A 25,599-nucleotide genomic window follows, 5' to 3' on the forward strand; every position below is an offset into this window, starting at 1 on the left:
CGCAGTAGGGTCGTCACTATGCCTATCCGCTCATCATCGGCCCGCTGGCAGGGCACGCTCACCGAAGGTTCCGGCACGATCCGCACCGGCAAGGGCGGCTTCGAGGGGAACTACTCGTTCAAGTCGCGCTTCGAGGAGGGCGAGGGGACCAACCCCGAAGAACTCATCGCCGCCGCGCACGCCGGCTGCTTCTCGATGGCGTTCAGCAAGGCGCTGTCGGACGCGGGCTTCCCGCCCAGCTCGGTCGAGACCACGGCCAACGTGCACCTCGACAAGACCGACGCGGGGATGACCGTGACCCGGATCGACCTCGACACGGTCGGTGTCGTCCCCGGCATCGACGATGCTCAGTTCCAGTCGCTGGCCATCGGTGCCAAGGAGAACTGCCCGATCTCGCGGCTGCTGTCGCCGGGCGCGGCGATCTCCCTGAACGCCAAGCTCAGCTAGCTCCTTCTCGCTCGGGGGCGGCCCTTCCCGGCCGTCCCCTCGCCCCTGCCTTTCCGCGCGATCATGAACTCGCGGTCGTGATCGACCGGCGTGTCGCGTCCGTAGCTCCCTGATCACCTCCCTAAGAGCATGATCGATCCGCCTTACCTTGTAAGATGGCCGCGTGTCGAGACCTGCCCTGAGCCGGGACCGGGTCCTGCGAGCCGCGGTCGACCTCGCCGACTCCGGCGGAATCTCCGCCGTGACGATGCGCCGCCTGGCCGAGGAGCTGGGCGCCGAGGCGATGTCGCTCTACCACCACGTCGCCAACAAGGAGCAGGTCCTCGACGGGATCGTCGACGTGATCGGGGCGGAGATCAACGAGGCCGCCGCCCGCGTCAAGCTGCCGAGTCAGGGCGACGACTGGAAGAAGGCGGCCCGCGTACGCATTCTCGCCGCACGTGAGGTGTTGTTGCGCCACCCGTGGGCGCCGGCGGTGATCGAGTCCCGGACGAACGCCAGCCCGGAGATCCTGCTGCACATGGATGCGCTCGTCGGGATCATGCGCGACGGCGGGTTCACCAACGACCAGACGCATCACGCGCTGCACGCCCTCGGCAGCCGGGCGGTGGGGTTCACCCAGGAGTTGTTCACGCCCGGGAACGGGCCGGCGACGGGCGAGCCCGATCCGATCATGGCCGCCATGGCGGCCCGACTGCCCAATCTGGTGGGCATGCTGTCCGAGATCGCACACGACGACCCCGACTCCACCCTCGGCTGGTGCGACGACCAGGCGGAATTCGAGTTCGGGCTCGACATCGTCCTCGACGGTCTCGACCGGCTTCGCTGATTTTCGCTTCCTGACCCCTTGACCGCCCTTACGGCGTAAGGCTACCTTACAACGTAAGACTTACAACGTAAGGTCAGGAGTTCTCGATGAAGGCGTACCTGCTTCACGCGTACGGACCGCCGGAGAATCTGCTGCTCAGCGAGGTTCTCAAGGCTGAACCGGGTCCCGGCGAGGTTCTCGTCCGCGTCCGCGCGACATCCATCAACCCCTACGACTGGCACCACATGCGGGGCGAGCCGATCGCGGCCCGCTTCGTCCCCGGCGGGTTCGGCAAGCGCCGCCCGAACCACTCGATCCTCGGCTGCGACCTGGCCGGCGTCGTCGAGGGCGTCGGCTCCGGCGTCACCGCGTTCCACCCCGGCGACGAGGTGTACGCACTGGTCAAGCACGGGGCGTACGCGGAGTACGCGTGCGTACCGGAGGAGTTGCTGGCGCTGAAGCCGAGCAGTCTGTCCTTCGAGGAGGCCGCCGCGGTCCCGATGGCCGGCGCGACCGCCCTCCAAGCCGTACGCGACGACGCGAAGGTGAGCAGCGGCCAGCGGGTGCTGGTGAACGGAGCCTCCAGCGGCGTGGGCACGTTCGCCGTGCAACTGGCCCGGACGCTGGGCGCGGAGGTGACCGGCGTGTGCGGTAGCCGCAACGCCGACCTGGTCAAGGGCCTCGGCGCGGAGGCCGTCATCGACTACACGGCCGAGGACTTCACCAAGGTGGCGAGGGACTTCGACGTACTCATCGACATCGCGGGCAGCCCCCGCATCGGCGCGGCGAAGCGCATCCTCCAGCCGCAGGGGTCCTATGTGATCATCGGCGGGAAGGCCGGTCGCTGGTTCCGGCCAATGGACCACCGGATCGCCGGCGAGCTGGTCGGCCGGTTCGGTTCGCAGCGCATCGTGGGCACCGACACGACGATCGGCGCGGCAAGCGCGCAAAACCTGGCGAATCTGGGCCGTCTTGCCGACGACGGCGATCTCAAGCCGGTGATCGACCGGCAGTACGACTTCGCCGAGCTACCCACCGCGATGCGCTACGTCGAAGCCGGGCATGCCTCGGGCAAGGTCGTCGTCACCATCCCGTGAGCCGTCAGGCTTCCGTGAGCAGTCAGCATCCCGTGAGCCGTCAGGCTTCCGTGGCCGGACGCGGCCACGGCCGGCCGTCGAGCCGCTCGATGTCGGTGTTGAACCGCTTGAGCATCGCGACGAAGTCGGCGACCTCCTCCGCCGTCCAGTCCTCCAGCACCCGATCCAGGCCGGCCACGCCGAACGCGCGGTCGGCCTGCATCTTGCGTACGCCCTCCGGCGTGATCTGGAATTTCCGGGCGATGCCGCCGTCCGGGTCGGGGATGCGTTCGATCAGTCCTTCGCGCATCATCGCCGCGGTCTGCCGATTGAGGGTGGAGGCGTCGAGGCTGAACGCCTCGCTCAGCTGACCGATCGACATCGGCCCCTCGATATGGAGGCGGCTGAGCAGGACGTACGCGCTCCGGTCCAGCTGGGTTCCGCTGCTGCGGCGGCGTAGGTGGACGTGCCGGGCCAGCAGCATGGTCTCCATCTCGACGAGGTCTGTCGGCTTGCGCATACGCCCCCACTCCTTTGGCCCGCACCAGCTTAAGTGATGTGCCTCATACACTCCTTATGCATAGTACACATCGTGTGTAGCGTACACACAATGAAATCCCGTTCCGGACCTGTGGTCGCCGTCCTCGCGGTGGCCGGCATCGTCGCCGCCCTGATGCAGACGCTGGTGGTGCCACTGATCGGCGAGCTGCCGACGCTGCTGCACACCTCCTCGTCCAACGCGTCGTGGGTCATCACCGCCACCCTGCTCTCGGCCGCGGTCGCCACGCCGGTCGCCGGCAAGCTCGGCGACATGTACGGCAAGCGACGCATGCTGCTCATCTCGGCGCTTCCCCTGGTCCTCGGATCGGTCGTCGCCGCCCTGTCCTCCTCGGTGGCCCCGATGATCGTCGGCCGTGGCCTGCAGGGACTCGGCATGGGGATCGTGCCGCTCGGCATCAGCCTGCTGCGGGACGTCGTCGCCCCCGAGAAGCTCGGCGGCTCGATCGCGTTGATGAGCGCCTCGATGGGCGTCGGCGGCGCCCTCGGGTTGCCCCTGTCTGCGGCGATCGCGGAGAACAGCACCTGGCGCGTACTCTTCTGGACCGCCGCCGGGCTGAGCCTGCTCGTCGGCGTACTCATCGCGTTGTTCGTGCCGGCCGGCGCCCGCGAGCGGGACCCCGCGCCGTTCGACCTGCCGGGCGCGATCGGTCTGGGCGTCGGGCTGATCAGCCTGTTGCTCGCGGTCTCCAAGGGCTCCGACTGGGGCTGGACCAGCGCCACCACCCTCGGCCTGTTCGCCGCCGCGGTCGTCGTCCTGCTCGCCTGGGGCTGGTGGGAGCTGCGGACGCGCGAGCCGCTGGTCGACCTCCGGGTCACCGCCCGTCCGCAGGTCCTCGTCACCAACGCCGCGTCGATCCTGGTCGGCTTCGCCATGTACGCGCAGTCGCTGATCATCCCGCAGCTGCTCCAGTTGCCGTCCGAGACTGGATACGGCCTCGGCCAGTCGATGCTGGCGATGGGTCTGTGGACCGCTCCGGCCGGGTTGATGATGATGGCGCTGTCCCCCTTGGGCGCCAAGTTGACCGCCGCGCGCGGTCCGAAGGTCACCCTCTCCGTGGGCAGTCTGATCATCGCGATCGGGTACGCCTCCTCGATGATCCTGCTCGGCTCGACCTGGGGCCTGCTCGTCGTGACGATCGTCTGCAGCACCGGAGTCGGGCTGGCGTACGGGGCGATGCCGGCGCTGATCATGGGTGCCGTCCCGCACACCGAGACCGCCGCGGCGACGAGCTTCAACACGCTGATGCGCTCGATCGGCTCGTCGGTCTCCGCCGCGGTCACCGGGGTCGTGCTGGCCCACATGACGACGGCGTTCGGCCCCTACGTGCTGCCGTCCGAATCCGGCTTCCGGACCGGCCTGCTGATCGGCGCGGGTGTCGCGCTGGCGGCCGCCGCTGTCGCCGCCGTCATCCCCACCCGGTCGAAGAGCCTGATCGTCGAGCCGGACGAGAGCGAGCTCGCGTTGGAGCCGGCCGGAGGCCTGAGATGACCACTTGGGACGACACCGTGGACCTGCTGGTCGCCGGGTCGGGCGCGGCCGGGATGACCGCCGCGATCGCCGCTGCCAACCGAGGGCTCGACGTGCTGATCGTGGAGAGCACCGCCAAGTGGGGCGGCACGACCGCCGTCTCCGGAGGTGGGCTCTGGGTGCCGGCCAACCCGCTCATGCTCCGGGCCGGGGTCCGCGACTCGCCCACGGAGGCGCTCACCTATCTCACCGACGTCATCGAGTACGCCGGGCCGGCATCGTCGCCCGAACGCCGTCGCGCGTTCGTCGAGACCGGACCGGAGATGGTGGCCTTCCTCGCCCGGCTGGGCGTGCGGTGGAAGCGGGCCAAGGACTACCCGGACTACTACCCCGACCGGCCCGGCGGCAAGATCGGCCGGTCGATCGAGGTCAAGGCGTTCAACTCCAAGCTGCTCGGGGCGGCGTACGCGGATTCCCGGGTCAAGGACGGGGTGCCCGCCCCGCTCGCGACCGACGACGTGTGGCTGCTGTCTCGGGCGTGGTCGACGGTCAGCGGATTCGTCCGGGGCGCCCGGTTCGTGTTCCGCACTCTCGGCCAGTACGCCACGGGCAAGCGCCCGGTGGGCATCGGCGGCGCCCTCGCGGGCTCCCTCATGCACATCGTGCGTACGCAGGGAACGCAGGTCTGGACGTCGACGCCGCTGGTGGACCTCGTCGTCGAGGACGGCGCCGTCACGGGCGCGATCGTCGAGAAAGACGGCGAGCGAGTACGCATCCGGGCGCAGAAGGGCGTCGTGCTGGCCGCGGGCGGGTTCGCGAACAATCAGGAGTGGCGGCGGAAGTATCACCGGGTCGAGGGACACTCCTCGGCTCCCGAAGGCGACCAGGGCACGGCGATCGAGATCGGTGCTCGCGCCGGTGGCGTACTGGAGCTGATGGACGACGCCTGGTGGGGCGGCTCCTTCGTCGGCCCGGACGGCAAGGCCGCCTTCCTCGTCGCGGAGCGGTCACTGCCGTTCAGCATCGTGGTCGACGCCAACGGCGAGCGCTTCACGAACGAGTCCGCCTCCTACATCGACTTCGGTCACGACATGCTGGCCCATCCGGTCGCCGGCCCGATGTGGATGATCAGCGACGCGCGGCACGCCCGGCGATACCTGAACTCGGCGTACCTGGGCAAGAAGAAGGAGTGGCAGGCGGCCGGTCTCCTCTTCGAGGCGGACACCCCGGCCGAGCTGGCCGTCCGGCTCGGCATGGACCCGACGCGGCTGGCCCAGGCGATCGCCCGGTTCAACGGGTTCGCGCGTACCGGGGTGGACGGGGACTTCGGTCGCGGGCGGACGGCCTACGACAACTACTACGGCGACCCCCGGGTCAAGCCCAATCCGAACCTCGGCCCGCTGGAGAAGGGCCCCTTCCGCGCGGTCCGCATCTACCCCGGCGATCTCGGGACCAAGGGCGGTCTGCTCACCGACGCCGACGCCCGGGTGCTGCGCGCGGACGGCTCGGTCATCTCCGGCTTGTACGCCGCCGGCAACACCACCGCGTCCGTCATGGGGCGCACCTACCCGGGACCGGGGTCCACCATCGCGCCCGCCATGGTGTTCGGTTACCGGGCGGCCCAGCACGCGGCGGCCCACTGAGCCGAGCGCGAATGCCGACGCACGCCGGCCGCCCCGCGACGGCGACGGCAAGTGACTCGGCAAACGCGGTGGCGCGTCGGCCCGCCTGCCGCCGCGCCACCTTCTTCGCCGTGCGCTACTTACGACGGTTGCGGGTGATCAGGTAGATCGCGGCGACGATGCCGCCGACCACGACGATGCAGCAGACGGCGCTGCAGCCCCAGAAGCCGAAGCCACCCGGACGGCGACGCAGGTACTCGTCCTCGGCGGCGAAGGCGACCCCGGGCAGGGCCAGCACGGTGAACAGGCCGGCGACCAGCGCGGCCCACAGGCGGGTGATGCGGTTCATGACGCCAGCGTAGAAAACACGATCAAGATGGCGTACCGATATCGTCCAACCTGTGACTGATCTTGCGGTACGCCGTGCCACCCTCGCCGACCTGCCCGCCATCGTGGCCATGCTGGCCGACGACCACTTGGGAGCGACCCGGGAGGGCGCGCCCGACGACCCGGCGTACGCCACCGCCTTCGCCGAGATCGACGCCGATCCCCATCAGCGGCTCGTCGTCGGGGAACTGGACGGTGAGGTGATCGCGACGATGCAGCTCACGATCATCCCCGGCATCGGGCGCAAGGGAGCCCGCCGCGCGCTGATCGAAGCGGTACGCGTCCGCTCCGACCGGCGCGGCGGCGGGCTCGGCAAGCAGCTCATCCGCTGGGCGATCGAGACCGCCCGAACGGAGAACTGCGCGATGGTGCAGTTGACCAGCGACAAGTCGCGGACCGACGCGCACCGCTTCTACGACCAGCTCGGGTTCACGCAGAGCCACGTCGGCTACAAGCTCGCCCTCCCCCAGCGTTGATCATGGGGCGAAGGTGGCGAAGACGTCGCCGGAGCTGGACGAGGCGAACGTGAGTCCGGCGACCAGGACGCGACCGTCCGGCGCTGCCGCCGCGAAGAGGTTGGGCTCCGCGAAGGCGTCGACGACCTCGTCCCGAGGCGAGCCGAACTGGCTCTTGGCCAGCACCGCCCCCTTCGCCGAGAGGCGTACGCGCAGCACGTCGGCGCCGCCCGCCGCGACGGTCACCCGGCCCCGGGTGTATCCGACGAGGTCCACGCCGCCGTCCGAGCGCGCGACGACGGCCACGCCACCGTCGGCGGCTCCGCTGTCTACAGTGGTCGTCCAACGTTCGGAACCGTTGCTGCTGAACGACACTGCGATCAGGTCGCCGTTCGCCGTTCCGGTCGCGACGGCGTACCCGCCGCTGACCGTGACGCCGTCGAGCCGGTCGTCGCCGCTGCCGCCGACCGCCTTCACCCAGCTCAGCGTGCCCGAGTCGGTGTACCGCGCGACGAAGCCGTCGTAGCCGCCCAGCCCGGTGGCGCCGGGGAGCGGCGAACCGGCGGTTCCCGTGACGTAGACGTCTGAGGTACCAGCGGTCACTGCGAACGCCTTGTCCTCAGCGGTCCCGCCCAGTTGGCGTACCCATTGAAGCTGACCAGAGGGACTCACGCCGGCCAGGAACGTGTCCTTGTCGCCCGCGTTGGCGCCGTCGAGCGCGCCCTTGGTGTAACCCGTGACGTACGCGCCACCGTCTGGGCTCGCGGCCAGGCCGTAAGCGCGGTCGGCGACCCCCGCGGCCCCGAATTGGGTGATCCAGCGGACCGTTCCCGAAGCGTCGAGACTGGCCACGAACGCGTCGTCGGCAGCGTTCCCGGCGTGCTGTCCGTCCAGATCGCCCTTGGTGTACCCGGCAACCAGCACGCCGCCGTCCGGCTGCGCCACCACGCCGTAGAGCCGCTCGTCCGCCGCGGTGCCGAACTCGGTGGTCCAGGTTCCCGGCCGGGTCACGACCGCGTCGAGCTTCCCGTGGTACGCCTGACCGTCCACACTGGCGCTCGCCGCGAAGCCGACCGTGTACGCGTCACCACCGGCGCTCGCGATGCCGCCCGCCCAGTCGGTGCCGGCCGTGCCCAGCAGCGGCGTGGGCAGCGGCTGCGGCGGGACGGTGCTCAGCGTGGGGCCGAGGTACTGGATGGCCTGGGCGAACGCGGGCGCCCACACGCTCCAGTCGTGACCGCCGTCGAGAATGCGCATCTGCGCGCTGACGCCGGGCGCGCGCCGGGCGGCGTTGTAGAGCGCCTCGGACTCGAAGTCGAGGTCGTGCCGCGCGTCGGCCGGGTCCGGGTTGGCCCACTCGTCGTCGCCGACCGCGATGAACAGCTGTACGGGCAGATCGGGGCTGGTCCGGGCGAGCAGCGCCGGGTAGTTCAACTCCTGGTAGCGCTGGTCGTCGAAGAGCTGATCCCCGACCCCGTACGCCCCATAGTCGCGAGCCGACGAGTCGGCGGGCGGCAACGGGGTGTAGACCGCCGGGCTCAGCACGATCGCGGCGCTGAACAGGTCGGGGTGCGCGAGCGCGATGCGCAGCGCACCCGCACCGCCCATCGAGTACCCCCCGACCAGTCTCGCCTGCCTGATCGGGGCGGTCCGGTAGGTCGCGTCGACGTTCTGCACGAGATCGTCGGTCAGGGCGGTCTCGACGGCCTTGCCGCTCTGGTACTGGGAATCGACGTACCAGCTGCCCCGGTCACTCCACGGCGCGTCGGGCAGGATCGCGATCAGCGGCGGGATCTTCTCGGCCTGGATCAGGTCGTCCAACGTGGACTTGACGGTGGTCCACGCCGCCATCGTGTCGCCCCGGCCGTGCAGCAGGTAGAGCACCGGATAACGGTCCGTCCCGGACGCGTACCCGTCCGGGAGATAGGCCGTGTAGTGGATGTCCTCGCCCAACGCTGCGCTCGGGGCGCTGCCGGTCACGAGCGTGCCGGGACGCGTACGCCCCGCCTCGGCGGTGCCCACGCCCCCGATCAGCAGCACGAGGACGGACAGGACGGGGATGAGGAAACGCTTCACTCTGGCTCCTCAGGGGTTCGGAAACGTTTACAACGCAGGGAGATGGGGTGCGTAATCGTTTCCGGGGAGTGTCGTCCTCGTGATCATCGCTGTCAAGGTCGCCCGCTTCCGCCCACCGGCCCAAGGGTCGGTGAGCCGCAGCGAGCTACCGTGGGCCGGTGAAGATCGGCGAGGTGGCCCGGCAGACCGGAGTCAGCGTTCGTTCCCTGCGGCACTACGAGGCCGAGGGCCTGATCGAACCCGGCCGCTGCGGGAACGGCTATCGCGACTACTGCACGCCCACGGTCGACCGCGTACGCCAGGTCCATGGGCTGATCGAGGCGGGCCTGCCGACGCGCATCATCCGCGACGTCCTGCCCCATCTCGGCGCCTCCGCTCTCCCGGCGCAGGTGCTCGATCGGCTCGCCCGGCAGAAGGCCCAGCTCGACCACCGCATCGATGTGTTGTCCCGCAATCGGGACGCGCTGGCGGCGTACTTGGCCACGGTCGCTTGACCTTGCGGTAAGTGTCAGGGTTTTACCGTCGGGGCATGCGAGCACTTCAGCAGACCTCCCTGCACGGCCCGGCCGACCTGCGTCTCGTCGACATCGCGCGGCCGACTCCCGGCCCGGGCGAGATCCTCGTCCGGGTCTCCGCCGCCGGGATCAACTTCGCCGACGTCATGCAGACCTACGGCACCTATGTGGACGGTCCGACGGCGCCTTACGTCGCGGGTTTCGAGGCCGCCGGTGAGGTCGTCGCGCTCGGCCCCGGCGTGACCGCCTTCGCCGTCGGCGAGCAGGTCCTCGGCCTCGGTCCCGGCGCGTTCGCGGAGTACCTCGTCCTCCCCGCGGCGGCGGCCATGCCGCTCCCCCGCGGCTGGTCCGGAGAGCAGTCACTCGGGTTGATGCTCAACTGGGCCACCGCCCTCGCCGCGCTCCGGCTCGGCCGCGTCGCCACCGGCGAGACCGTTCTGGTCCAGGCCGCGGCGGGCGGGGTCGGCCAGGCCGCCGTCCGGCTCGCCCGCCACTTCGGCGCCACCGTGCTCGCGACCGCCTCACCGGCCAAACATCAGCTGGTACGCACAGCGGGCGCGCACGAGGTCTTCGCGACGGTACCGGACCGGCGAATCGACGTGATCCTCGAATCCGTCGGCGGACCGGACTTCGCCCGCAGCCTCGCCGCCGCCCGCCCGATCACCGGTCGCGTGATCGTCTACGGCGTGGCGGGCGGCGACGCCACGGTCACCAACCGGGCGCTGAACTTTCGACCGGTACAGCTCATCGGGCTGCACCTCGGCGTACTCATGGCCGAGGCACCCGACCTGTTCGCCGAGCTGCTCGACGAGCTGACCGCACTCATCGCCGCCGGTGTCATCCCGCCCGGCACCCCGACCATGTACGCCCTAGCCGACGGCCCGGCCGCACTGGCCGCCCTGGCATCTAGGTCCACAGTGGGCAAACTCGCCCTCCGCCCCTGACGAAACCGGAGACGCCCAAGCAGATCAGGGTTCTCGGTCGAATCTTGGGGCAAGATTCGACCGAGAACCCTGATCCAGCGCCCACCGTAGGGCGGTTAGAGGCGGGGGTCGACGGGTTCGGATTCGCTGGCCAGGATGGCGAAGACGAGTTCGTGCACCCGCCACAGCGGCCCGTCCGAGGCGACGGCGGCGAGCGCGGCGAGCCCGAGGGCGTGCTCGCGCAGGGCGAGGCCGCGCTTGCGGCCGAGCGCGCGCTGGCGGAGCCGGTCCAGCTGCGCCGGCGCGGTGTATCCGGGTCCGTAGATGATTCGCAGGTACTCCCGGCCTCGGCACTTGAGGCCGGGCTGCAGCAGACCCCGTTCACCGGCAACGGTGAGACCGGCGTACGGCTTGACGACCATGCCTTCGCCACCCGATTCGGTCAGTGAGAGCCACCAGTCGGTCACGGCGGCCACGTCCGTCGGCGACGACGGGTCGGCGACGATGCGGCGGGTCGGGGTGAACGTCACCGGGTCGGCCGCCACGAGGCGATCGGCGATGGACAGGTGCCAGCCGTGGTCGCGGTCGTAGAACCCCGGCCCCAGGACCGCGAACGGAGCCAGCGTGACTCCATCGAGGCCCGACGTCGGGCGTACGTAGGCCCGGTAGGCCGAGGTGAACGCCTCCACATGAGACAGGCCGGCTGCCAGGCGCGTCTGCTGTGCGAAGACGTCGAGGCCTCGGGACGCCGCCGACGACAGGACGGACAGCGCGGCGGGCAGCACGGCGCGACCGGCCGCGCCGACGGCGGCGTACTGCTGGATCAGCGTGTCCGCCTTGGCCGACCAGGGCAGCAGTTCGCAGTCGAGCAGCAACCAGTCGGTGCCCAGCTCGTCCCAGAGCCCGGCCGACTCGATCGCACTTCGTACGGAGGCCAGCAGGCGCTCGGTCAGCTCGGGGCCGAAGAACGACCGCCCGGTACGCGTGTAGATCGCGCCGGAAGCACCGTCATCGGGAAAGCGCGACGGGGCGGTGGCCGACCTGCCCACGAGGACGACCGCGCGGGAGCCCATGTGCTTCTCCTCGCACACGACCTGGCCCACCCCGGCAGCGGCGTAGTCCGCCAGCGCGGCGGCCGGGTGCTCCAGGTATCCGTCGATTGTGGACGTCGAGGCGGGCGCCATCGTCGGCGGCAGCCACACCAGCCAGCCCGGGTCGACGGCGAACCGGCTCATCACCTCCAACGCTGCGGCCGAGTGCTCCGCGCGTACGGTCACCGTCCCGTGCCCGGTCTCGATGTGGCGCCGGCCCGTGACGGACTTCAGGTCCAGGGCACGGCTGACGACCGGCGCGGCCGGAGCGAGCGGCCGGGCCGGCGCGTAGTGCTCGCGTACCGCGGGCACGGTCACGAGTTGCCGCTCCGGGTAGCGCAGCGCAGTCAGCTTGCCGCCGAACACGCAGCCCGTGTCGAGGCAGATGGTGTTGTTGACCCACTCCGGCTCGACCGTCGGCGTGTGTCCATACACGACCATGGCCTTGCCGCGGTACTCCTGCGCCCAGGGGTACCGCACGGGCAGGCCGTACTCGTCGGTCTCGCCCGTCGTGTCGCCGAACATGGCGAAGCTCCGGACCCGGCCCGAGGCCCGGCCGTGGTACTCCTCCTTCAGCCCGGCGTGCGCGATCACGAGCCGCCCCTCATCGAGGACGTAGTGGCTGATCAGGCCGCTCAGGAAAGGCTCCAGGCCGTCGACGGGATCCCGCTCCAGCTGCTCCAGCGTCTCCGCGAGGCCGTGGCGTACCTGGACGTTGCGGCCCTGCAGCTTCTTCAGCAGCTTGGCCTCGTGGTTGCCCGCGACGCACAGAGCGGTCCCGGCCGCGACCATGCCCATCACCAGGCGCAGGACCGCGGGCGAGTCCGGGCCGCGGTCCACCAGGTCGCCCACGAACAGGGTGATACGCCCAGCGGGGTGGACGGCGTTCACCGCCCGCCCGTGCTCGTCCCGTTCGACGGTGTAGCCCAGTTCGGTCAGCAACGCCAGCAGCTCCGCGAAGCAGCCGTGCACGTCGCCGATGACGTCGAAGGGTCCGGTCAGCTCCCGGCGATCGTTGAACAGCTTGTCGTAGCGCAGTTCGATGCTTTCGGCCTGCTCTGGGCGTACGACATGGATCTTGCGGAACCCTTCCCGGCCGAGAGTGCCCAGCGAGCGCCGCAGGTCGCGATGCTGGCGGCGGACCACCTCGCGGCCGAAGGTGCGGTCGGGCCGGTCCTGCGTGCGCTCCCAGCAGGTGGGTTCGGGAGTGTCGAGGACGATCGCGACCGGGAGCACGTCGTGCTCGCGGGCGAGCTTGACCAGCTCGGCGCGGGCGTGGTTCTGCACGTTCGTCGCGTCGACGACGGTCAGCCGGCCGCCGCGCAGCCGCTTGCCCGCGATGTAGTGCAGCGCCTCGAAGGCGTCCTTGGTGACGGTCTGGTCGTTCTCGTCGTCGGCGAGCAGGCCGCGGAACGCGTCACTGGAGAGCACCTGCGTGGGCCGGAAGTGACGGCGGGCGAAGGTGGACTTGCCGGAGCCGGTCACGCCGACCAGGACCACGAGCGCCAGCTCGGGAATGTCCAATGTAGTCACAGCTGAGCCTTTCCCGCTGAGCGTTCGTCCTCCGGGCTGGCGCCCGATCGAGCGTTAGCCGACGTCGTCTCCTTCGTGAACAGGGCGAGTTGGGTGGGGGTGCCGACTTCGAGGTCGTCGTCGCCGACGCCGCGGAACTCCACGCGGTAGCCGTGGCGCTCCGAAACACCACTGGCCCAGGCCACGAACTGCTTTCGGGTCCACTCGAAGCGGTGGTCGCCGTGCCGGTGCCGGCCCTCGGGCAGCGACTCGTAGCGCACGTTGTACTCGACGTTGGGCGTGGTCACGACGACCGCGCCAGGCTCGGCGTGCGCGAACACCGCATCCTCCAGCGCGGGCAGCCGGGCCTCGTCCACGTGCTCGATGACCTCCATGAGCACGGCCGCGTCGTAGCCGCGCAGCCGGTCGTCGCGGTAGGTCAGCGCCGACTGGATCAGCTTGATCCGGGCCTTCTGCCGGTCCGGCAGCCGATCGAGCCGAATGCGGCGGGCGGCGATGTCGAGGACCGCCGGAGACACATCGGCCCCGACGATCTGCGTGTACCGCCGGTCCCGCAACAGATCGCCGATGAGCGCGCCGGGACCGCAGCCCAGGTCGAGCACCTTCGTCGCGCCCGTCTCCGCGAGCGCGGCCAGCACCGCGGCCCGCCGCTGGGCGTTGAGCGGCTTGCGCTTCTCCTCCACCTCCGCCTTCTCCGGCTCGACCGAATCGGGTTCGTCGATCGCGAGCTGATGGAGCGCGCGTTCGCTCAACGCGCGGCTGTGCGCGAGGTAGCGCCGAGTGATCAGGCCGCGTTCGGGGTGCCCGGCCAGCCAACCGTCCCCGGCGCGCAACAGCTTCTCGATCTCGTCCGGCGCGACCCAGTAATGCTTGGCGTCGTCCAGCACGGGCAGCAGCACGTAGAGGTGGTTGAGCGCGTCCGCGAGGCGTACGCGGCCGGTCAGGCGTAGATCGGCGTAGCGGCTCGCGCCCCACTCGGGCAGCTGCTCGTCCAGCGGGATGGAGGTGGCTTCGACGGTCCAACCCAGCGGCGCGAACAGGCGCTCGGCGACGTCCGGACCGCCCTTGCAGCGCAGCACCGGCACCCGGATCTCCAGGTCGACCGGGGTCGCCGCCAGCTCCGGGCGGTCCTTCGTGCTGCCCCGCATGGCCGACCGGAAAGCCCGATTCATCGCCGCGACGAGCAGGCTGGACGCCGCGTACGCCCGGTCGTTGACGTATCGGTTGAGCTGCCCCGCCGCGTCCTTCCGGGTCTCCGCCAGCGCCTGCGGGTCTACCTCCAGGAGCAGGGCCGCCGTGCAACGCTGCGGCATGGCCTCCGGAAACAAGACCGTCGCCTCGCCCCACGGCAGATCGAACCGATGCACCCGATCCGGGTGCTTGACCAGGAGGTAGCCGAGATCGGTCCCCGGAGTCGCCGGGGTTCCCGTCATCGTGATCGTCAGCAGCACCGGGCCATGGTGCGGCTATTTCCGTCCGAGCTCAAGCGGTTTCATCTGGCCCCGGGCGCTCGCCCCTCCGCACTCGCCCCCTCCGCACTCGCCCCCTCCGCGCTCGCCCCTCCGCGCTGGATCAGGGTTTCCGGTCGAATCTTGGGTCATGATTCGACCGGAAACCCTGATCCAGCGCGGGTATCCGGGTCGGCAGCGATCATCCCCGGCGCTGGCGGGCGGCCAGCGAATCCGTCAGGCGCTGCGCGGCGGCCGCCCACAGTCGCTGATAGCGCCGGCGCAGCACCCAGGCAAGCACCGTCCGGTCGAACAATCCGGCGATCCCGGGGCGCGGATCGTACCGGGCATAGTTCTGCAGCCAGGTGCCGTCGGCGAGGTCGGCGAAGACCCGCTCGTGCTCGATCTCGGGCAGCCCGTCGGACCGGGCGACCTCCCGCAGCAGCCGAGGCTGGTCGAAGTCGAGCAGCTCATGGCGCTGCGTCCGGCCGCCCCGCAGCCGCAGTACGCATCGCCCACCCGGCTTGTCCCAGCCGTCGAGGTCGTCGACCGCCTCGATCTCCGGCTGCAACAGCGGCCAGTTCCGGGGATCGGCCAGATATTCGAAGACCTCGTCGCGCGGAAACGGCACGAGCGAGCCGAAGGGGAACTCGGGCATCCAGCCTCCCCCGTAGTCACGGTCTCCTTAGGATGCGCGGGTTCCCGACCACCAGGATCGGCCGAACGGTGCGGCGCGCCCGGCTAGAGGGACGGGCGGCTGCGCAGAACCGCGACGAGACCGGCCTGAACCTCCTCGACCGGACGCTCCGGCGAGAAGATCAGCCAATCGAGCGCGACGACGAGCCCGGCCCCGAACAGGGCGGACGCCGAGATCCGGGGATCCAGTTCGGGCGGGAAGTCCCCTGACGCCACCCCGGCTTCGAGCACCTCGGCGATGACGCTGATGGCTTGTTCGCGTACGAGGAGGATGGTCTGCTGCCATTCGCGGTTGGTCCGCCACATCTCGGCCAGCAGCAGTTGCGCGAACGCTCGATAGCGCTGGATGTAGGACAGCTGCGCGCCGATGAGTGCGGTGATCGCCTCGCGCGGCGGCAGCCCTTCGATCGCGGTACGCGACTCCTCCGCGAGCAGTCCTACGCCGTACCGCAGCAGCTCCTCATAGAGCGCCGTCTTCGACGTGAAGTTGTAGAACACCGTGCCCTTGGCGACCCCGGCCCGCTCGGCGATCTCGTCGACCGTCGTCGCCGTGAAGCCTTGTTCGGCGATGAGCCCGACGGCGGCCTCGAAGATCTTCAGCCGGGTCGCGTCGCGTCGCCGGGTCCGCCCGTCGACGGAGTTGCTGAGGGTACGCCGTTCCACGTCCCCAGTCTCACACGCCCGCATCCCGTTGAAGTTGATCACCCGCTCACGGAGTCGATCAGGGTGCTACGGACACGACACGCCGGTTGATCACGACCGTTAGTTCATGATCGCGCGGAAACAACGGGGTGGGGTTAGAGGGTGAGGACGGGGTGGAGGGTGTTGAGGGTGAGGCGGCGCGAACGGCGGGCGGCGTACGCGGTCAGCGCGAAGCACACCAGCCCGAACGAGGCCAGCACACCAAGCGCGACCCAGACGGCGGTGAGCGAGCCGCCGACGGTCAGCCGTCGGAGCGCACTGATGACGTAGGTCATGGGCAGCCACGGGTGCAGCGCCTGGAAGAACCCCGGTGAGGTCTGCACCGGATAGGTGCCGCCGGATGAGGTCAGTTGCAGCATGAGCAGGGCGAGTGCGACGAGACGGCCGGGCGTGCCTAGGACCGCGCCCAGCATCTGCAGGATCGCGGTGAAGGTCAGCGAGGTCGCGACGAGCAGGCCCACCGTGCCGGCGGGGTGGACTGGGACGAGGCCGAGGGCGTACCGGAGGACCAGGTAGAGCACAACCGCCTGGGCGGTACCGACGATCGCCGCCGGGACGTATCCGGCCAGCGCCACGCGCCAGGCGGGAGCGCCGGAGACCACGTGCCGCCGGGTCACCGGCCGCAGCAGCATGTAGGTGAGCATCGCGCCGACCCACAGCGCCAGGGCCAGGAAGTACGGCGCGAACCCGACGCCATAGGTGGCGGCCGCGTGCTGGGTCTCCCGCTGCAGCGCCACCGGATCGCCGAGCACGCCCGCTCGGGCGGCCCGGTCGTCGGCGTCGTAGCCGGGGATCCGGGTCGCGCCGTCGGCGAGCCCGGTCGCCAGTCGCCCGGCCCCCGCGTCCAGCGTTGCCAGCCCGGTGGCCAGGCTGCGCGTACCCGTCGAGAGGTCGGCCAGGCCGCCGTCCAGTTGCCGGGCGCCCGACGAGAGCCGGTAAAGCCCGCCCGACAACTGGTGAGCGCTGGTCGCCGCGGTGTGCGTACCCGTCTGCAGGTGAGAAGCGCCCTCCGCGAGCGTGGTGAGGCCGGCGGCGAGCTGGTCCACCTGGGTCCGGGCGGCGGCGACGCGATCGGCGAGCGTGGGCGCGGCCTGCGCCACCGCGCGCGCCTGCGTGGCGACGGCGCGCAACTGGTCCGCGAGCTGGTCGAGGTCCGCGGTCGCGAGCTGATCGCGCAGGTCACGGGCGGTCTGTGCGGCCTCGGCGGCGGCTTGGCGGGCGACCCGGAAAGCCGCGTCGTCGGCCAGCTCGGGGTTCGCCGCGGCCAGCGCGTCGAGTTTCTGTTCGACCTCGGCGGTACGCCCAACGGCGCGGTCGGCGATCGCCGGTATCTCGTCGAGGTGATCGGCGATGACGTCGGCCCCGGTCGCGATGGCCGTCGCCGCGGCTGCGATGTCGTCGGCGTGCTCGCGGAGCACCGGTTCGGCGGCGTTGGCCGCCTTGTCCACGAACGCGGCGAGCTGGCGACCGCCCGCCGCCGCGCGCGCCGTCCCGTCGGCGAGCTGGTCGGAGCCGGCCGCCAGAGTGTCCAAACCGGACGCCAGCTGAGCCGACCCGGCGGCGGCGGTGGCCGTGCCGTCGGCCAGTCGTCCCGCGCCGTCCTCGGCCTGCCCGGCACCGGTCGCGATCTTGTCGGCACCGGTGCTGGCGTCGTCCGCACCGTCGGCGAGCTGGGCCGCGCCGTCGGCGGCCTCGGCGGTCCGCGCCTTGAGGTCGGTGAAGCCCAGCAGCATCCGGTCGAAGTACTTCGCGGCCGCGCTGCTCGCCGCGGCCGCCCGGATCTCGCTGAACGCGCTGCGGGCCAGCAGCCCGGAAAGGTAGTTCGTGCTGTCGTCACTGGTGACCTGCAGGCGGCCCGCCCGTGCGGTACGCCCCGGGTCGGGCGCGTCGGCGAGCTCCTGGGAGAAGTCGGCCGGGATCTCCAGGATCAGGTGGTACTCGCCGCTGGCCAGACCGCGCTCGGCGTCGGCCCGGCCGGTCGGGACCCAGCCGAAGACCTGCCGGTCGATCAGTTCGTCGGCGAGGTCCCGCCCGGCGTGGACGACCTCGCCGTCGCTGGTCGTGGCGGGCCGGTCGGCCTGGACGAGCGCGACCGGGATGTGCTTGAGGTTGCCGTAGGGGTCCCAGAACGCGGCGAGGTAGAGCGCGCCGTACAGCAGCGGGACGACGGTCAGGACCGCGAGCGCGGCGCGGGTCAGCCGGTGCCGGCCGAAGCGGCGCAGCTCGGAGCGAGCGGGACTCATCGAGTGATCTCCACGATCCGATCAGGGGCGTACGCGGTCGCTTCGCGCGCCGTGAGGACGGCGGCCAGCCTGGTGGCCCGCAGGGCGTCGGCGAGGTCGCGCTGTTCGTCGAGGGTGAGCTGGACGTCGGCGTCGTCGACGGCGAGCACGGCCGGATCGGCGAGCCGGGCCAGCTCGATCATGAGCCGGTGACGGTCGAGCGGGCTCAGGTCCCGGGCCTTGGCGGTCGCGTCGAACGGCAGGCGACGTTCGGCCTCCGCCAGCGCGGCCCGGTGCCGCTCGCGGCGGACCCGGGTCGGCATTCCGACCGGGCGCAGCAGCCGGAGGCGTTCGTCGAGGTGTTCCCGGGCGGTCAGCATCGGCTCCGGCTCGTGTACGCCCCGGACGAGACCGAGCGCGGTCTGCGCTCGCTCCACGACGCCCTGGTTGTGCCGGAAGTTCCCCGTCAGGGAAAGCAGGGCGGCCGTCCGGCCGCTGCCGGGCGCCCCGGTGAGCACGATCAGCTCGCCCGGAAAGACCTCCAGGTCGAACGGCTGGAACACAGTCTCCCGACGGGTCTGGCGACCGAGCCCGGACTGCTGCCGACCGAGTCCACGGGTCTGATGACCGAGCCCGCGGGCCGCCAGGACCGGGGCGGGCACCGCGGGCTCTTCAGTCTCGTCTTCCTCGCCGAGCGGCATCTCGTGGTCGGCGTCGATGCGTCCCTCATCGCTCGGCGCCGCGTCGTCGAGGACCTCCGCAGAAGGCACTGCCGCTCCAGAAAAACTAAACTGACTGGTCGGTACAGAAACTTACAGCACGGTCGCCCGATTCGCCAGCCTGACCGGGTAATCAGGCCGTTGCTGCTGGTAAACATGGCCGCAGACCGATGTTTCCGACCGGTAACTTTCGACCGAACGGCTATGGCAGCAGGCCTTTTCGCCATCAACACTGGTTCGGTGCCAGGCCGACACCGTCCACCTCGACGCCCCGTCCGCGCCGTCGCCCTCGTGACGGCGGTCCTCGCCGTGGTCGCCGTCGGTGCGTACGGCGCCGTCCGGCTCACCGGTGACGACCCGAGCGACTGCAACCCCGCCGGTACGCCGATCCGGATCGCCGCAGCGCCGGAGATCGCCGACATCGTCCGCCAGACGGTCGGCGGCCTGTGCCTGTCGGCCGAGGTGACGTCGACCGACCCGGCCGAGGTCTCGGCGATCATCGCGGGCCAGCGCAACGTCACGCTGGCCGGCGTGGGGCAGCCCGACGGCGACGCCAAGGCGCCCGACATCTGGATCCCGGACTCCTCGACCTGGCTGGCCCGGCTCTCCAACGCGTCGCCCACGCTCGCCGCGACCGACACGGTGTCGATCGCGCGTAGCCCCGTCGTGATCGCCATGCCGGAGCCGACCGCCAAGACGCTGGGCTGGCCGACCGCCAAGCTGACCTGGCAGGCCCTGCTCCAGAAGATGACGACCGACACGAAGCTGCACGTCGGCACCTCCGAACCGGCCCGCGACGCGGCCGCCCTGTCCGGTCTGCTGGCGCTCGGTCAAGCGGCGTCGACCTCGGCGGGCGGGCAGACCGCCACGACGGCAGCCCTCCGGGCGCTGTCGGCCGGCCGGTCGGCGTTGCGGTCGGACGTGCTCGCCCGGTTCCCCCGGTCGGCCGAGCCGGCCGCCCTCGCCTCCGGACTGTCCGCCGCTCCGATGTCCGAGCAGGCCGTGCTGGCGTACAACGCGGCCAAGCCGCCGGTGAAGCTCGCCGCGCTCTACCTCGACCCCGCGCCGTTGGCGCTGGACTATCCGCTCACCGTCCTGCCCGGCGCCGACGCGGGTCGCAAGCAGGTCGCCGGGCAGATCCGCGACGCCCTCCAGTCGGACACCTTCCGGGCGAAGCTCGCCGGTGCCGGGCTGCGCCTGCCGGACGGTACGCCGAGCGCCGGGCTGACCCTGCCGCAGGGCGCACCGACGCCGCAGGTCACGCCGCCGCCGAGTGCGACCCAGCGAGCCGCCGTCGCGGCCGGGGTCGACAAGGCGCTGTCCACCTGGATCGCCGTCACCCTGCCGGCCCGGATGCTGGCCGTCATCGACGTCTCCGGCTCGATGCTGGAGCGCGTACCGACGGCGGGCAACGCCACCCGGGAACAGGTCACCCTGGAAGCCGCCCGGCGGGGCCTCGGGCTCTTCGACGACTCGTGGGCGGTCGGGCTCTGGACCTTCTCCACCGAGCTGGAAGGCACCAAGGACTACCGGCAGCTCATCCCGATCGGGCCGCTGTCGACGCAGCGTACGTCGCTCCTGGCCAAGCTGGAGGCGATCCAGCCCAAGCAGACCGGCGACACCGGCCTTTACGACACCCTGCTCGCGGCGTACCAGACGGTGCAGCACGACTGGGACCCCGGCCGGGTGAACTCGATCGTGATGATGACCGACGGCGACAACGACGACGCCAACGGCATCTCCCACGCCGACCTGCTGGCCAAGCTCAAGCAGCTGGCCGACCCGAAGCGGCCCATCCAGGTGATCATCATCGGCATCGGGCCGTCGGTGAACGCCGCGCCGCTGAAGCAGGTCACCGACGTGACCGGCGGTGGCGTGTTCACCGCCAAGGACCCCGCGAAGATCGGCGAGATCTTCCTGCAGGCCATCTCGCTGCGAGCCGCCGGCCTCCACTGACCCGCCCCTTCGGCGCTCCGCCTTTCGGCGCCCCGCCTTTCGGCGCTCCGCATTCTGGCGCTCCGCCTTTTAGGGCTGGATCAGGGTTCTCGGTCGAATCTTGGGCCAAGATTCGACCGAGAACCCTGATCTGCTGGGGGTTGAGGCGGCGTCTGCCCGAGCACATAATGGAACACGTGTTCGGAAGACGTGCATGACCCCCGCCGAGCAGGCGGCGATCGAGCGGATCGCCCTCACCACCGCCGCACCCTGGGGGTTCGCGCTCGGCGGCGGTCGGGCGCTGCTGGCGTACGGAGTCACCGAGCGGCCGAGCGAAGGCGTGGACCTGTTCACCGTGGACGACTCGTCGGTGCGCCCGGCGGCCGAGGCGGTGATGGACGCGCTGGCCGAGGCCGGGTTCTCCGTGTGGGAGGTCGGTGACGAGACCGACCTGTTCGATGACCTGGCCGACATCCTCATCGAGCTGACCGTCAGCGGTCACGACGGCGCCTCCATGCCGGTGTCGCTGGGCGTACAGCCGCGGTCGTTGCCGCCGGTCGACTTGGGCGCGGGGCCGGTGACCCCGTTGGAGGATCTCGCCGCCATCAAGGTGGCCGCCATGGTCAACCGGGCCGAGGTCCGGGACTTCATCGACGTCGCGGCGTTCCTGCGACGGTTCGACCGAGATCAGCTGCTGGCGCTGGTGACCGCGGTCGATCCGGCGCTCACCGCCGACGACTACGCGGCGTGCGTACGCCAACTCGACTGCTGTCCGGACGAGCGGATCCGTCGCTACGGAGCCGACCCGCTCGCCGTACGCGCAGCCTTCGCCGACTGGCCTCGCGATTGACGACTGGCGTCGCGATTACCATGGCGACGTGGAGACGATCTTCCGGTCCGCCCGGTTCGCCGAGCTGGATACGGCCACCCTCTATCGCCTGCTGAAGCTGCGGGTCGACGTCTTCGTGGTCGAGCAGGAGTGTCCCTATCCCGAGGTGGACGGGCGCGATCCCGAACCGGGGACGGTCCATGTGTGGGCCGCCGACGAGGCCGGCGAGATCCTCGGCTACCTGCGGATCCTCGATGATGGCGACGAGCTGCGGATCGGCCGGGTCGTCACGTCGCCGAAGGCGCGCGGCGGCGGCTTGGGCGGGCGGCTCATGGAGCGGGCGTTGGCGATCGTCGGCGACCGGCCGAGCGTCTTGGACGCGCAGTCCCACCTCACCCGGTTCTACGAACGCTTCGGGTACGCCGCCGCCGGCCCGGAGTTCGTCGAGGACGGCATTCCGCATACGCCGATGCGACGCTCAGCACGTTAGACCGATTCTCCGCCGCGCTCTCGGGCGTCAGGTTAGCGTCTGAAGATCGAACGCTGGACGAAGGTGCTCTATCCGACCGTGATGATCGGGCTGATCGTCGCGTACTATCTCATACCTCCGTTTCGGGGCACCGCACTCGTCGCCATCGGCCTCGGCGGCGCGGGGGCGATCTTCGTCGGCGTCTGCCGTCATCGGACCGATCGCTGGCTCGCCTGGGTCCTGCTCGCCGCCGGCATTCTGCTGATCACGTTCGGCGAGGCGGTCTACGCCATCATGGGATCCGCGCGCAGCTTCCCTGGACTGCCCGAGCTGTTGTTCGTGTCCGCTTATGTGCCGCTCGCGCTGGGCCTGATCCTGATGGGCCGTCCGCGTACGCTCTCGACTGATCTGATGCTCATCCTCGACACGATCGCGGTCGGGCTCGCCGCGACGCTGGTCGTGTGGATCACCTTGGTACGCCCGGCCGTGTTGAGCCTGCACCTGACTGGGTATGCCAAGTTAATCGTGATTGCCGGAAACGTTGGATATGCTGCCGTCCTCGCCAGCGCCGCCCTCGTGGCGGTGGCCTGGCGAGCCAATCCGGCGCTCCGGGTCCTCGGCGTGGGGCTGATCTCCTTCCTGATCGCCGACTACGTCTACGGCACTGAGATCATCTCAGGCACCTTCACGCCCGGTGGGCTGGCCGATCTCGGCTTCCCGATCTTCTTCGCCGTCAGCGGCGGGGCGGCGTTGATGCCGTCGATGGCCCAGGTCGCCTCGCGTACGCACGCCCGTCATCAGCTCGGCGCGCGGCTGGTGATGGTGGCGATCGGACTCCTCGTGGCGCCGACGATGCTGCTCGTGGCGGCCACCTCCGGCCCGGTCACGACCGGGTTCGCCATCGCGATCACGGCCGCGGCGATCGGCCTTGTCATGATCACGCGGATCTTCCTGTCCGCCCGGGCGTACCAGCACAAGGCCCTGCGCGAGCGCAGCCTGCGGATGGCGTCGCGGGCGCTGATGCTCGCCACCGACCGCCCGCAGATCGAGGCGGGGGTGAACGCCGCGCTCCGGCAGTTGGTCCCGACCGCGACCGCGCGGATCCGCGAGCCCGGCGCGCCGTTCCCCGACAGCGTGACGCTGACCCTGCAGGGCGGCGAACCGCCCTGCGCTCTGGGTCTGATGGTCTTCGACGGCCCGTCCGCGCGGCTGGACGAGCTGTCGCTCACCCTTCAGGCGCTCACGGATCAGGCCGCGTCCGCGTTCAGCCGCATCCGCACCATGGAGAAGCTGGCCGCCGAGCAGCGCGAGCAATACTTCCGCACGCTCGTGCAGACCAGCACCGACGTCACGCTGATCAGCCGGGACGGCATCATCGAGTACGCCACTCCGTCGGCCCAGGCCCTGTTCGGTTTCGAAGTGGTTGGCCGCGGCCTCGACGATCTCGTCGTGCGTTCCGACGGCGGCAGTTGGCCCGACACGGTGGAGGCGGAAGAGGGCGAGGTACGCCGGTCCGACCGCAGTCTGGCGGTCCTGGTGGACCGGCGCGATCTCGCCGAGGATCCCACTGTGTGCGGCGTCGTCACCACGTTGCGCGACGTCACCGCCGAACGCGATCTGCGGCGCGACCTCGCGCATCAGGCCAGCCACGACGTGATCACCGGACTGGCCAATCCCCGGCTGTTCCGGCACGCCCTCGCCGAGGCGGTACGCAGGCCCGGCGCCGCCGTCATTCTCCTGGACATCGACGACTTCAAGCTGGTCAACGACATGTACGGCCACCCCGTCGGCGACTACCTCCTCGTGACCTGCGCCCGGCGGATCGATTCCGTCATCGGCCCGGCCGACCTGGCCGCGCGTATCGGGGGTGACGAGTTCGGTGTGGTGCTCGGCGACTGCTCCGACGTCGGCGTCGCCCGGGACGTCGCCCAGCGCCTGTCCGACCTGCTGGCCGAGCCGGTCGAGGTCGACGACATGGCGCTGGAGTGCCGGGCGAGCGTCGGGCTGGCGTACGCCGGCGAGAGCGGGGACGACAGTCTGCTGATGCGCCAGGCCGACATGGCGCTGTACGCTGCCAAGTCGGGCGGCAAGGGCCGCTGGCGTCAGTACGACGGGGAGATGAGCATCCCGGCTCGTAACCACGCCGAGGTCGGGCGGCGGTTGCGCACCGCCATGGCCTCCGGCGAGCTGACCCTCGTCTACCAGCCGATCGTGGATCTCGCCGCGGGTGAGACCGTCGGGGTGGAAGCGCTGCTCCGCCTCCAGGACGACGGCCACCACATGCCGCCGCCGCAGATCGTCGCGGCGGCCGAGACCATCGGGCTCATCGGTCAGCTGGGCGAGTGGATCCTCGACCGGGCGCTGGCCGACCTGCCGCTGTTCCAGCTGCCGGACCGGGATCCCTGCTATGTCAGCGTCAACGTGTCCGCCCGTCAGCTGCGGCGGACCGATTTTCCGACGATCGTGCGCCGGGCGCTGAAGAGCAGCCGGGTCGACCCCGGCCTGCTCGTCCTCGAGGTCACCGAGAACATCCTCATCGAGAACGACGACGAGCGGCCGTGGGCCTACCTGGACGAGTTGCACGCGCTGGGCGTACGCATCGCGATCGACGACTACGGCACCGGATACGCCTCACTCGGCTACCTACGCCAGGACAGCGTCGACATCGTGAAGATCGACCGCAGCATGCTGAGCGACCTGACGCCCCGAGCCACCCGCCTCATCGAGGGCGTGTCGTCGACGCTCCGCTACATCGGGGTGGACCAGATCGCCGAAGGCGTCGAGACCGAACACGCGCGGGCGGTCCTGCTGGACGCCGGCTGCCCCTATGGGCAGGGCTTCCTGTTCGCCGAACCGATGCCGGCCGAGGAGGTCGTCCGGTGGCTGCGGTCGCCCGCCGTCAGGGCAGGTTCGTGATGATGTCGGCGATCTCGCGACGCCGGCCCGTGTAGAACGGGACCTCCTCGCGGACGTGCCGCCGTGCCCGCGACGCGCGCAGGTCACGCATCAGGTCGACGATGCGGTAGAGCTCGTCGCCCTCGAAGGCGAGCATCCACTCGTAGTCGCCCAGCGCGAACGAGGCGACCGTGTTGGCCCGCACATCCGGGTAACCGCGCGCCATCCGGCCGTGCTCGGCCAGCATCTCGCGCCGTTCCTCGTCCGGCAGCAGGTACCACTCGTACGACCGCACGAACGGGTAGACGCAGATGTAGTTCCGCGGCTCCTCGCCCGCCAGGAAGGCCGGGACGTGACTGCGGTTGAACTCGGCCGGGCGGTGCAGCGCCGCCTGGGACCAGACCCCGGTCAGGTTCCGCCCGACCGCCGTCCGGCGGAACAGCGAGTACGCCTCCTGCAGGGCGTCGGCCGACGACGAGTGCCACCAGATCATCAGATCCGCGTCGGCCCGCAGGCCGGAGACGTCGTAGGTGCCCCGAATCGTGACGTCCTTCTCGGCGAGCCGGTCGAACAGGCCGGTGACCTCGGAGATCAGATCGTCACGCAGGGTCGGCAGCGGGCTGGTGGCCCGGAAGACCGACCACATCGTGTAACGGATGGTGGCGTTCAGCTCGCGCAGACGGGCGGCATTGGACTGCGCCGGCTCTTCGGTAACAACGACC

Annotated in this window: 22 protein-coding genes; 12 read left to right on the forward strand and 10 right to left on the reverse strand. The window is 70.6% G+C overall.

Annotated features, from left to right (window positions below; all coding sequences use genetic code 11):
* Positions 1–18: 18 nt before the first annotated feature.
* The 3 genes from AB0H43_RS17865 to AB0H43_RS17875 all read left to right on the forward strand — a co-directional run bounded on the left by AB0H43_RS17865 (position 19) and on the right by AB0H43_RS17875 (position 2,352).
* Positions 19–447, forward strand: a complete 429-nt coding sequence (locus AB0H43_RS17865) for an OsmC family protein (protein ID WP_253756477.1) — start codon at positions 19–21, stop codon at positions 445–447.
* 163 nt (positions 448–610) lie between these two features.
* The gene (locus AB0H43_RS17870; RefSeq protein WP_360000464.1) at positions 611–1,276 is read left to right on the forward strand and encodes a TetR/AcrR family transcriptional regulator; all 666 of its coding nucleotides are present in this window, start codon (positions 611–613) and stop codon (positions 1,274–1,276) included.
* A gap of 86 nt (positions 1,277–1,362) precedes the next feature.
* Positions 1,363–2,352, forward strand: coding sequence for an NAD(P)-dependent alcohol dehydrogenase (locus tag AB0H43_RS17875; protein WP_360000465.1), 990 nt, complete (start codon positions 1,363–1,365; stop codon positions 2,350–2,352).
* A 40-nt stretch (positions 2,353–2,392) separates the two neighbouring features.
* Here the strand turns inward: AB0H43_RS17875 and AB0H43_RS17880 are convergent, their stop codons facing one another.
* Positions 2,393–2,851: a MarR family transcriptional regulator gene (locus AB0H43_RS17880; protein WP_360000466.1), complete on the reverse strand. Its 459-nt coding sequence runs from the start codon at positions 2,849–2,851 to the stop codon at positions 2,393–2,395.
* Positions 2,852–2,941: 90 nt separating this feature from the next.
* Between AB0H43_RS17880 and AB0H43_RS17885 the strand changes: the two genes are divergently transcribed.
* Together AB0H43_RS17885 and AB0H43_RS17890 are read left to right on the forward strand one after the other, a co-directional pair.
* Positions 2,942–4,381: an MFS transporter gene (locus AB0H43_RS17885; RefSeq protein WP_360000467.1), complete on the forward strand. Its 1,440-nt coding sequence runs from the start codon at positions 2,942–2,944 to the stop codon at positions 4,379–4,381.
* Positions 4,378–6,003, forward strand: a complete 1,626-nt coding sequence (locus AB0H43_RS17890) for an FAD-dependent oxidoreductase (RefSeq protein WP_360000468.1) — start codon at positions 4,378–4,380, stop codon at positions 6,001–6,003. The genes AB0H43_RS17885 and AB0H43_RS17890 overlap by 4 nt, the downstream gene beginning before the upstream one ends.
* 115 nt (positions 6,004–6,118) lie before the next feature.
* Here the strand turns inward: AB0H43_RS17890 and AB0H43_RS17895 are convergent, their stop codons facing one another.
* Positions 6,119–6,331 (reverse strand): hypothetical protein, encoded by a 213-nt coding sequence (locus tag AB0H43_RS17895; protein WP_360000469.1) that lies wholly within the window; start codon positions 6,329–6,331, stop codon positions 6,119–6,121.
* A 52-nt stretch (positions 6,332–6,383) separates the two neighbouring features.
* Here AB0H43_RS17895 and AB0H43_RS17900 point away from each other — a divergent pair, with 52 nt between their 5' ends.
* Positions 6,384–6,845, forward strand: a complete 462-nt coding sequence (locus tag AB0H43_RS17900) for a GNAT family N-acetyltransferase (RefSeq protein WP_360000470.1) — start codon at positions 6,384–6,386, stop codon at positions 6,843–6,845.
* Here AB0H43_RS17900 and AB0H43_RS17905 read toward each other — a convergent pair whose 3' ends face one another.
* Positions 6,846–8,900, reverse strand: coding sequence for an alpha/beta hydrolase-fold protein (locus AB0H43_RS17905; protein ID WP_360000471.1), 2,055 nt, complete (start codon positions 8,898–8,900; stop codon positions 6,846–6,848).
* A gap of 158 nt (positions 8,901–9,058) precedes the next feature.
* Between AB0H43_RS17905 and AB0H43_RS17910 the strand changes: the two genes are divergently transcribed.
* Both AB0H43_RS17910 and AB0H43_RS17915 read left to right on the forward strand, forming a co-directional pair.
* Positions 9,059–9,394: a MerR family transcriptional regulator gene (locus tag AB0H43_RS17910; protein ID WP_360000472.1), complete on the forward strand. Its 336-nt coding sequence runs from the start codon at positions 9,059–9,061 to the stop codon at positions 9,392–9,394.
* Positions 9,395–9,429: 35 nt separating this feature from the next.
* On the forward strand, positions 9,430–10,359 hold the full coding sequence (locus tag AB0H43_RS17915) for a zinc-binding dehydrogenase (protein ID WP_360000473.1): 930 nt from the start codon (positions 9,430–9,432) through the stop codon (positions 10,357–10,359).
* 95 nt (positions 10,360–10,454) lie between these two features.
* Here AB0H43_RS17915 and AB0H43_RS17920 read toward each other — a convergent pair whose 3' ends face one another.
* From AB0H43_RS17920 to AB0H43_RS17945, 6 genes are all read right to left on the reverse strand, one after another.
* Positions 10,455–12,962 carry a polynucleotide kinase-phosphatase gene (locus AB0H43_RS17920; protein WP_360000474.1) on the reverse strand — a complete coding sequence of 836 codons (2,508 nt, stop codon included), beginning with the start codon at positions 12,960–12,962 and terminating at the stop codon, positions 10,455–10,457.
* Complete coding sequence (locus AB0H43_RS17925) at positions 12,959–14,413, reverse strand: 3' terminal RNA ribose 2'-O-methyltransferase Hen1 (RefSeq protein WP_360000475.1); 1,455 nt, start codon at positions 14,411–14,413, stop codon at positions 12,959–12,961. The genes AB0H43_RS17920 and AB0H43_RS17925 overlap by 4 nt, the downstream gene beginning before the upstream one ends.
* 199 nt (positions 14,414–14,612) lie before the next feature.
* A complete protein-coding gene (locus AB0H43_RS17930; protein WP_360000476.1) occupies positions 14,613–15,068 on the reverse strand; it encodes an SRPBCC family protein in 456 nt (151 codons plus the stop codon).
* 83 nt (positions 15,069–15,151) lie between these two features.
* A complete protein-coding gene (locus AB0H43_RS17935; RefSeq protein ID WP_360000477.1) occupies positions 15,152–15,769 on the reverse strand; it encodes a TetR/AcrR family transcriptional regulator in 618 nt (205 codons plus the stop codon).
* Between the two features lie 134 nt (positions 15,770–15,903).
* Complete coding sequence (locus tag AB0H43_RS17940) at positions 15,904–18,051, reverse strand: YhgE/Pip domain-containing protein (RefSeq protein ID WP_360000478.1); 2,148 nt, start codon at positions 18,049–18,051, stop codon at positions 15,904–15,906.
* Positions 18,048–18,800: an ATP-binding cassette domain-containing protein gene (locus AB0H43_RS17945; RefSeq protein ID WP_360000479.1), complete on the reverse strand. Its 753-nt coding sequence runs from the start codon at positions 18,798–18,800 to the stop codon at positions 18,048–18,050. Before AB0H43_RS17945 ends, AB0H43_RS17940 begins: the two co-directional genes overlap by 4 nt.
* A gap of 189 nt (positions 18,801–18,989) precedes the next feature.
* On the opposite strand from AB0H43_RS17945, the gene AB0H43_RS17950 reads away from it, so the two are divergent.
* The 4 genes from AB0H43_RS17950 to AB0H43_RS17965 all read left to right on the forward strand — a co-directional run bounded on the left by AB0H43_RS17950 (position 18,990) and on the right by AB0H43_RS17965 (position 24,898).
* Positions 18,990–20,705, forward strand: coding sequence for a VWA domain-containing protein (locus AB0H43_RS17950; RefSeq protein ID WP_360000480.1), 1,716 nt, complete (start codon positions 18,990–18,992; stop codon positions 20,703–20,705).
* A gap of 193 nt (positions 20,706–20,898) precedes the next feature.
* The gene (locus tag AB0H43_RS17955) at positions 20,899–21,534 is read left to right on the forward strand and encodes a nucleotidyl transferase AbiEii/AbiGii toxin family protein (RefSeq protein WP_360000481.1); all 636 of its coding nucleotides are present in this window, start codon (positions 20,899–20,901) and stop codon (positions 21,532–21,534) included.
* A 28-nt stretch (positions 21,535–21,562) separates the two neighbouring features.
* The gene (locus tag AB0H43_RS17960) at positions 21,563–22,003 is read left to right on the forward strand and encodes a GNAT family N-acetyltransferase (RefSeq protein ID WP_360000482.1); all 441 of its coding nucleotides are present in this window, start codon (positions 21,563–21,565) and stop codon (positions 22,001–22,003) included.
* A gap of 63 nt (positions 22,004–22,066) precedes the next feature.
* A complete protein-coding gene (locus tag AB0H43_RS17965; RefSeq protein WP_360000483.1) occupies positions 22,067–24,898 on the forward strand; it encodes an EAL domain-containing protein in 2,832 nt (943 codons plus the stop codon).
* Here the strand turns inward: AB0H43_RS17965 and hemQ are convergent.
* Positions 24,882–25,523: a hydrogen peroxide-dependent heme synthase gene (gene hemQ, locus AB0H43_RS17970; RefSeq protein ID WP_360000871.1), complete on the reverse strand. Its 642-nt coding sequence runs from the start codon at positions 25,521–25,523 to the stop codon at positions 24,882–24,884. The two genes, AB0H43_RS17965 and hemQ, sit on opposite strands and share 17 nt — an antisense overlap.
* Positions 25,524–25,599: the final 76 nt, after the last annotated feature.

The sequence above is a fragment of the Hamadaea sp. NPDC050747 genome (genome assembly GCF_040654195.1).
In the GTDB taxonomy this organism is placed as follows: Bacteria; Actinomycetota; Actinomycetes; order Mycobacteriales; family Micromonosporaceae; genus Hamadaea.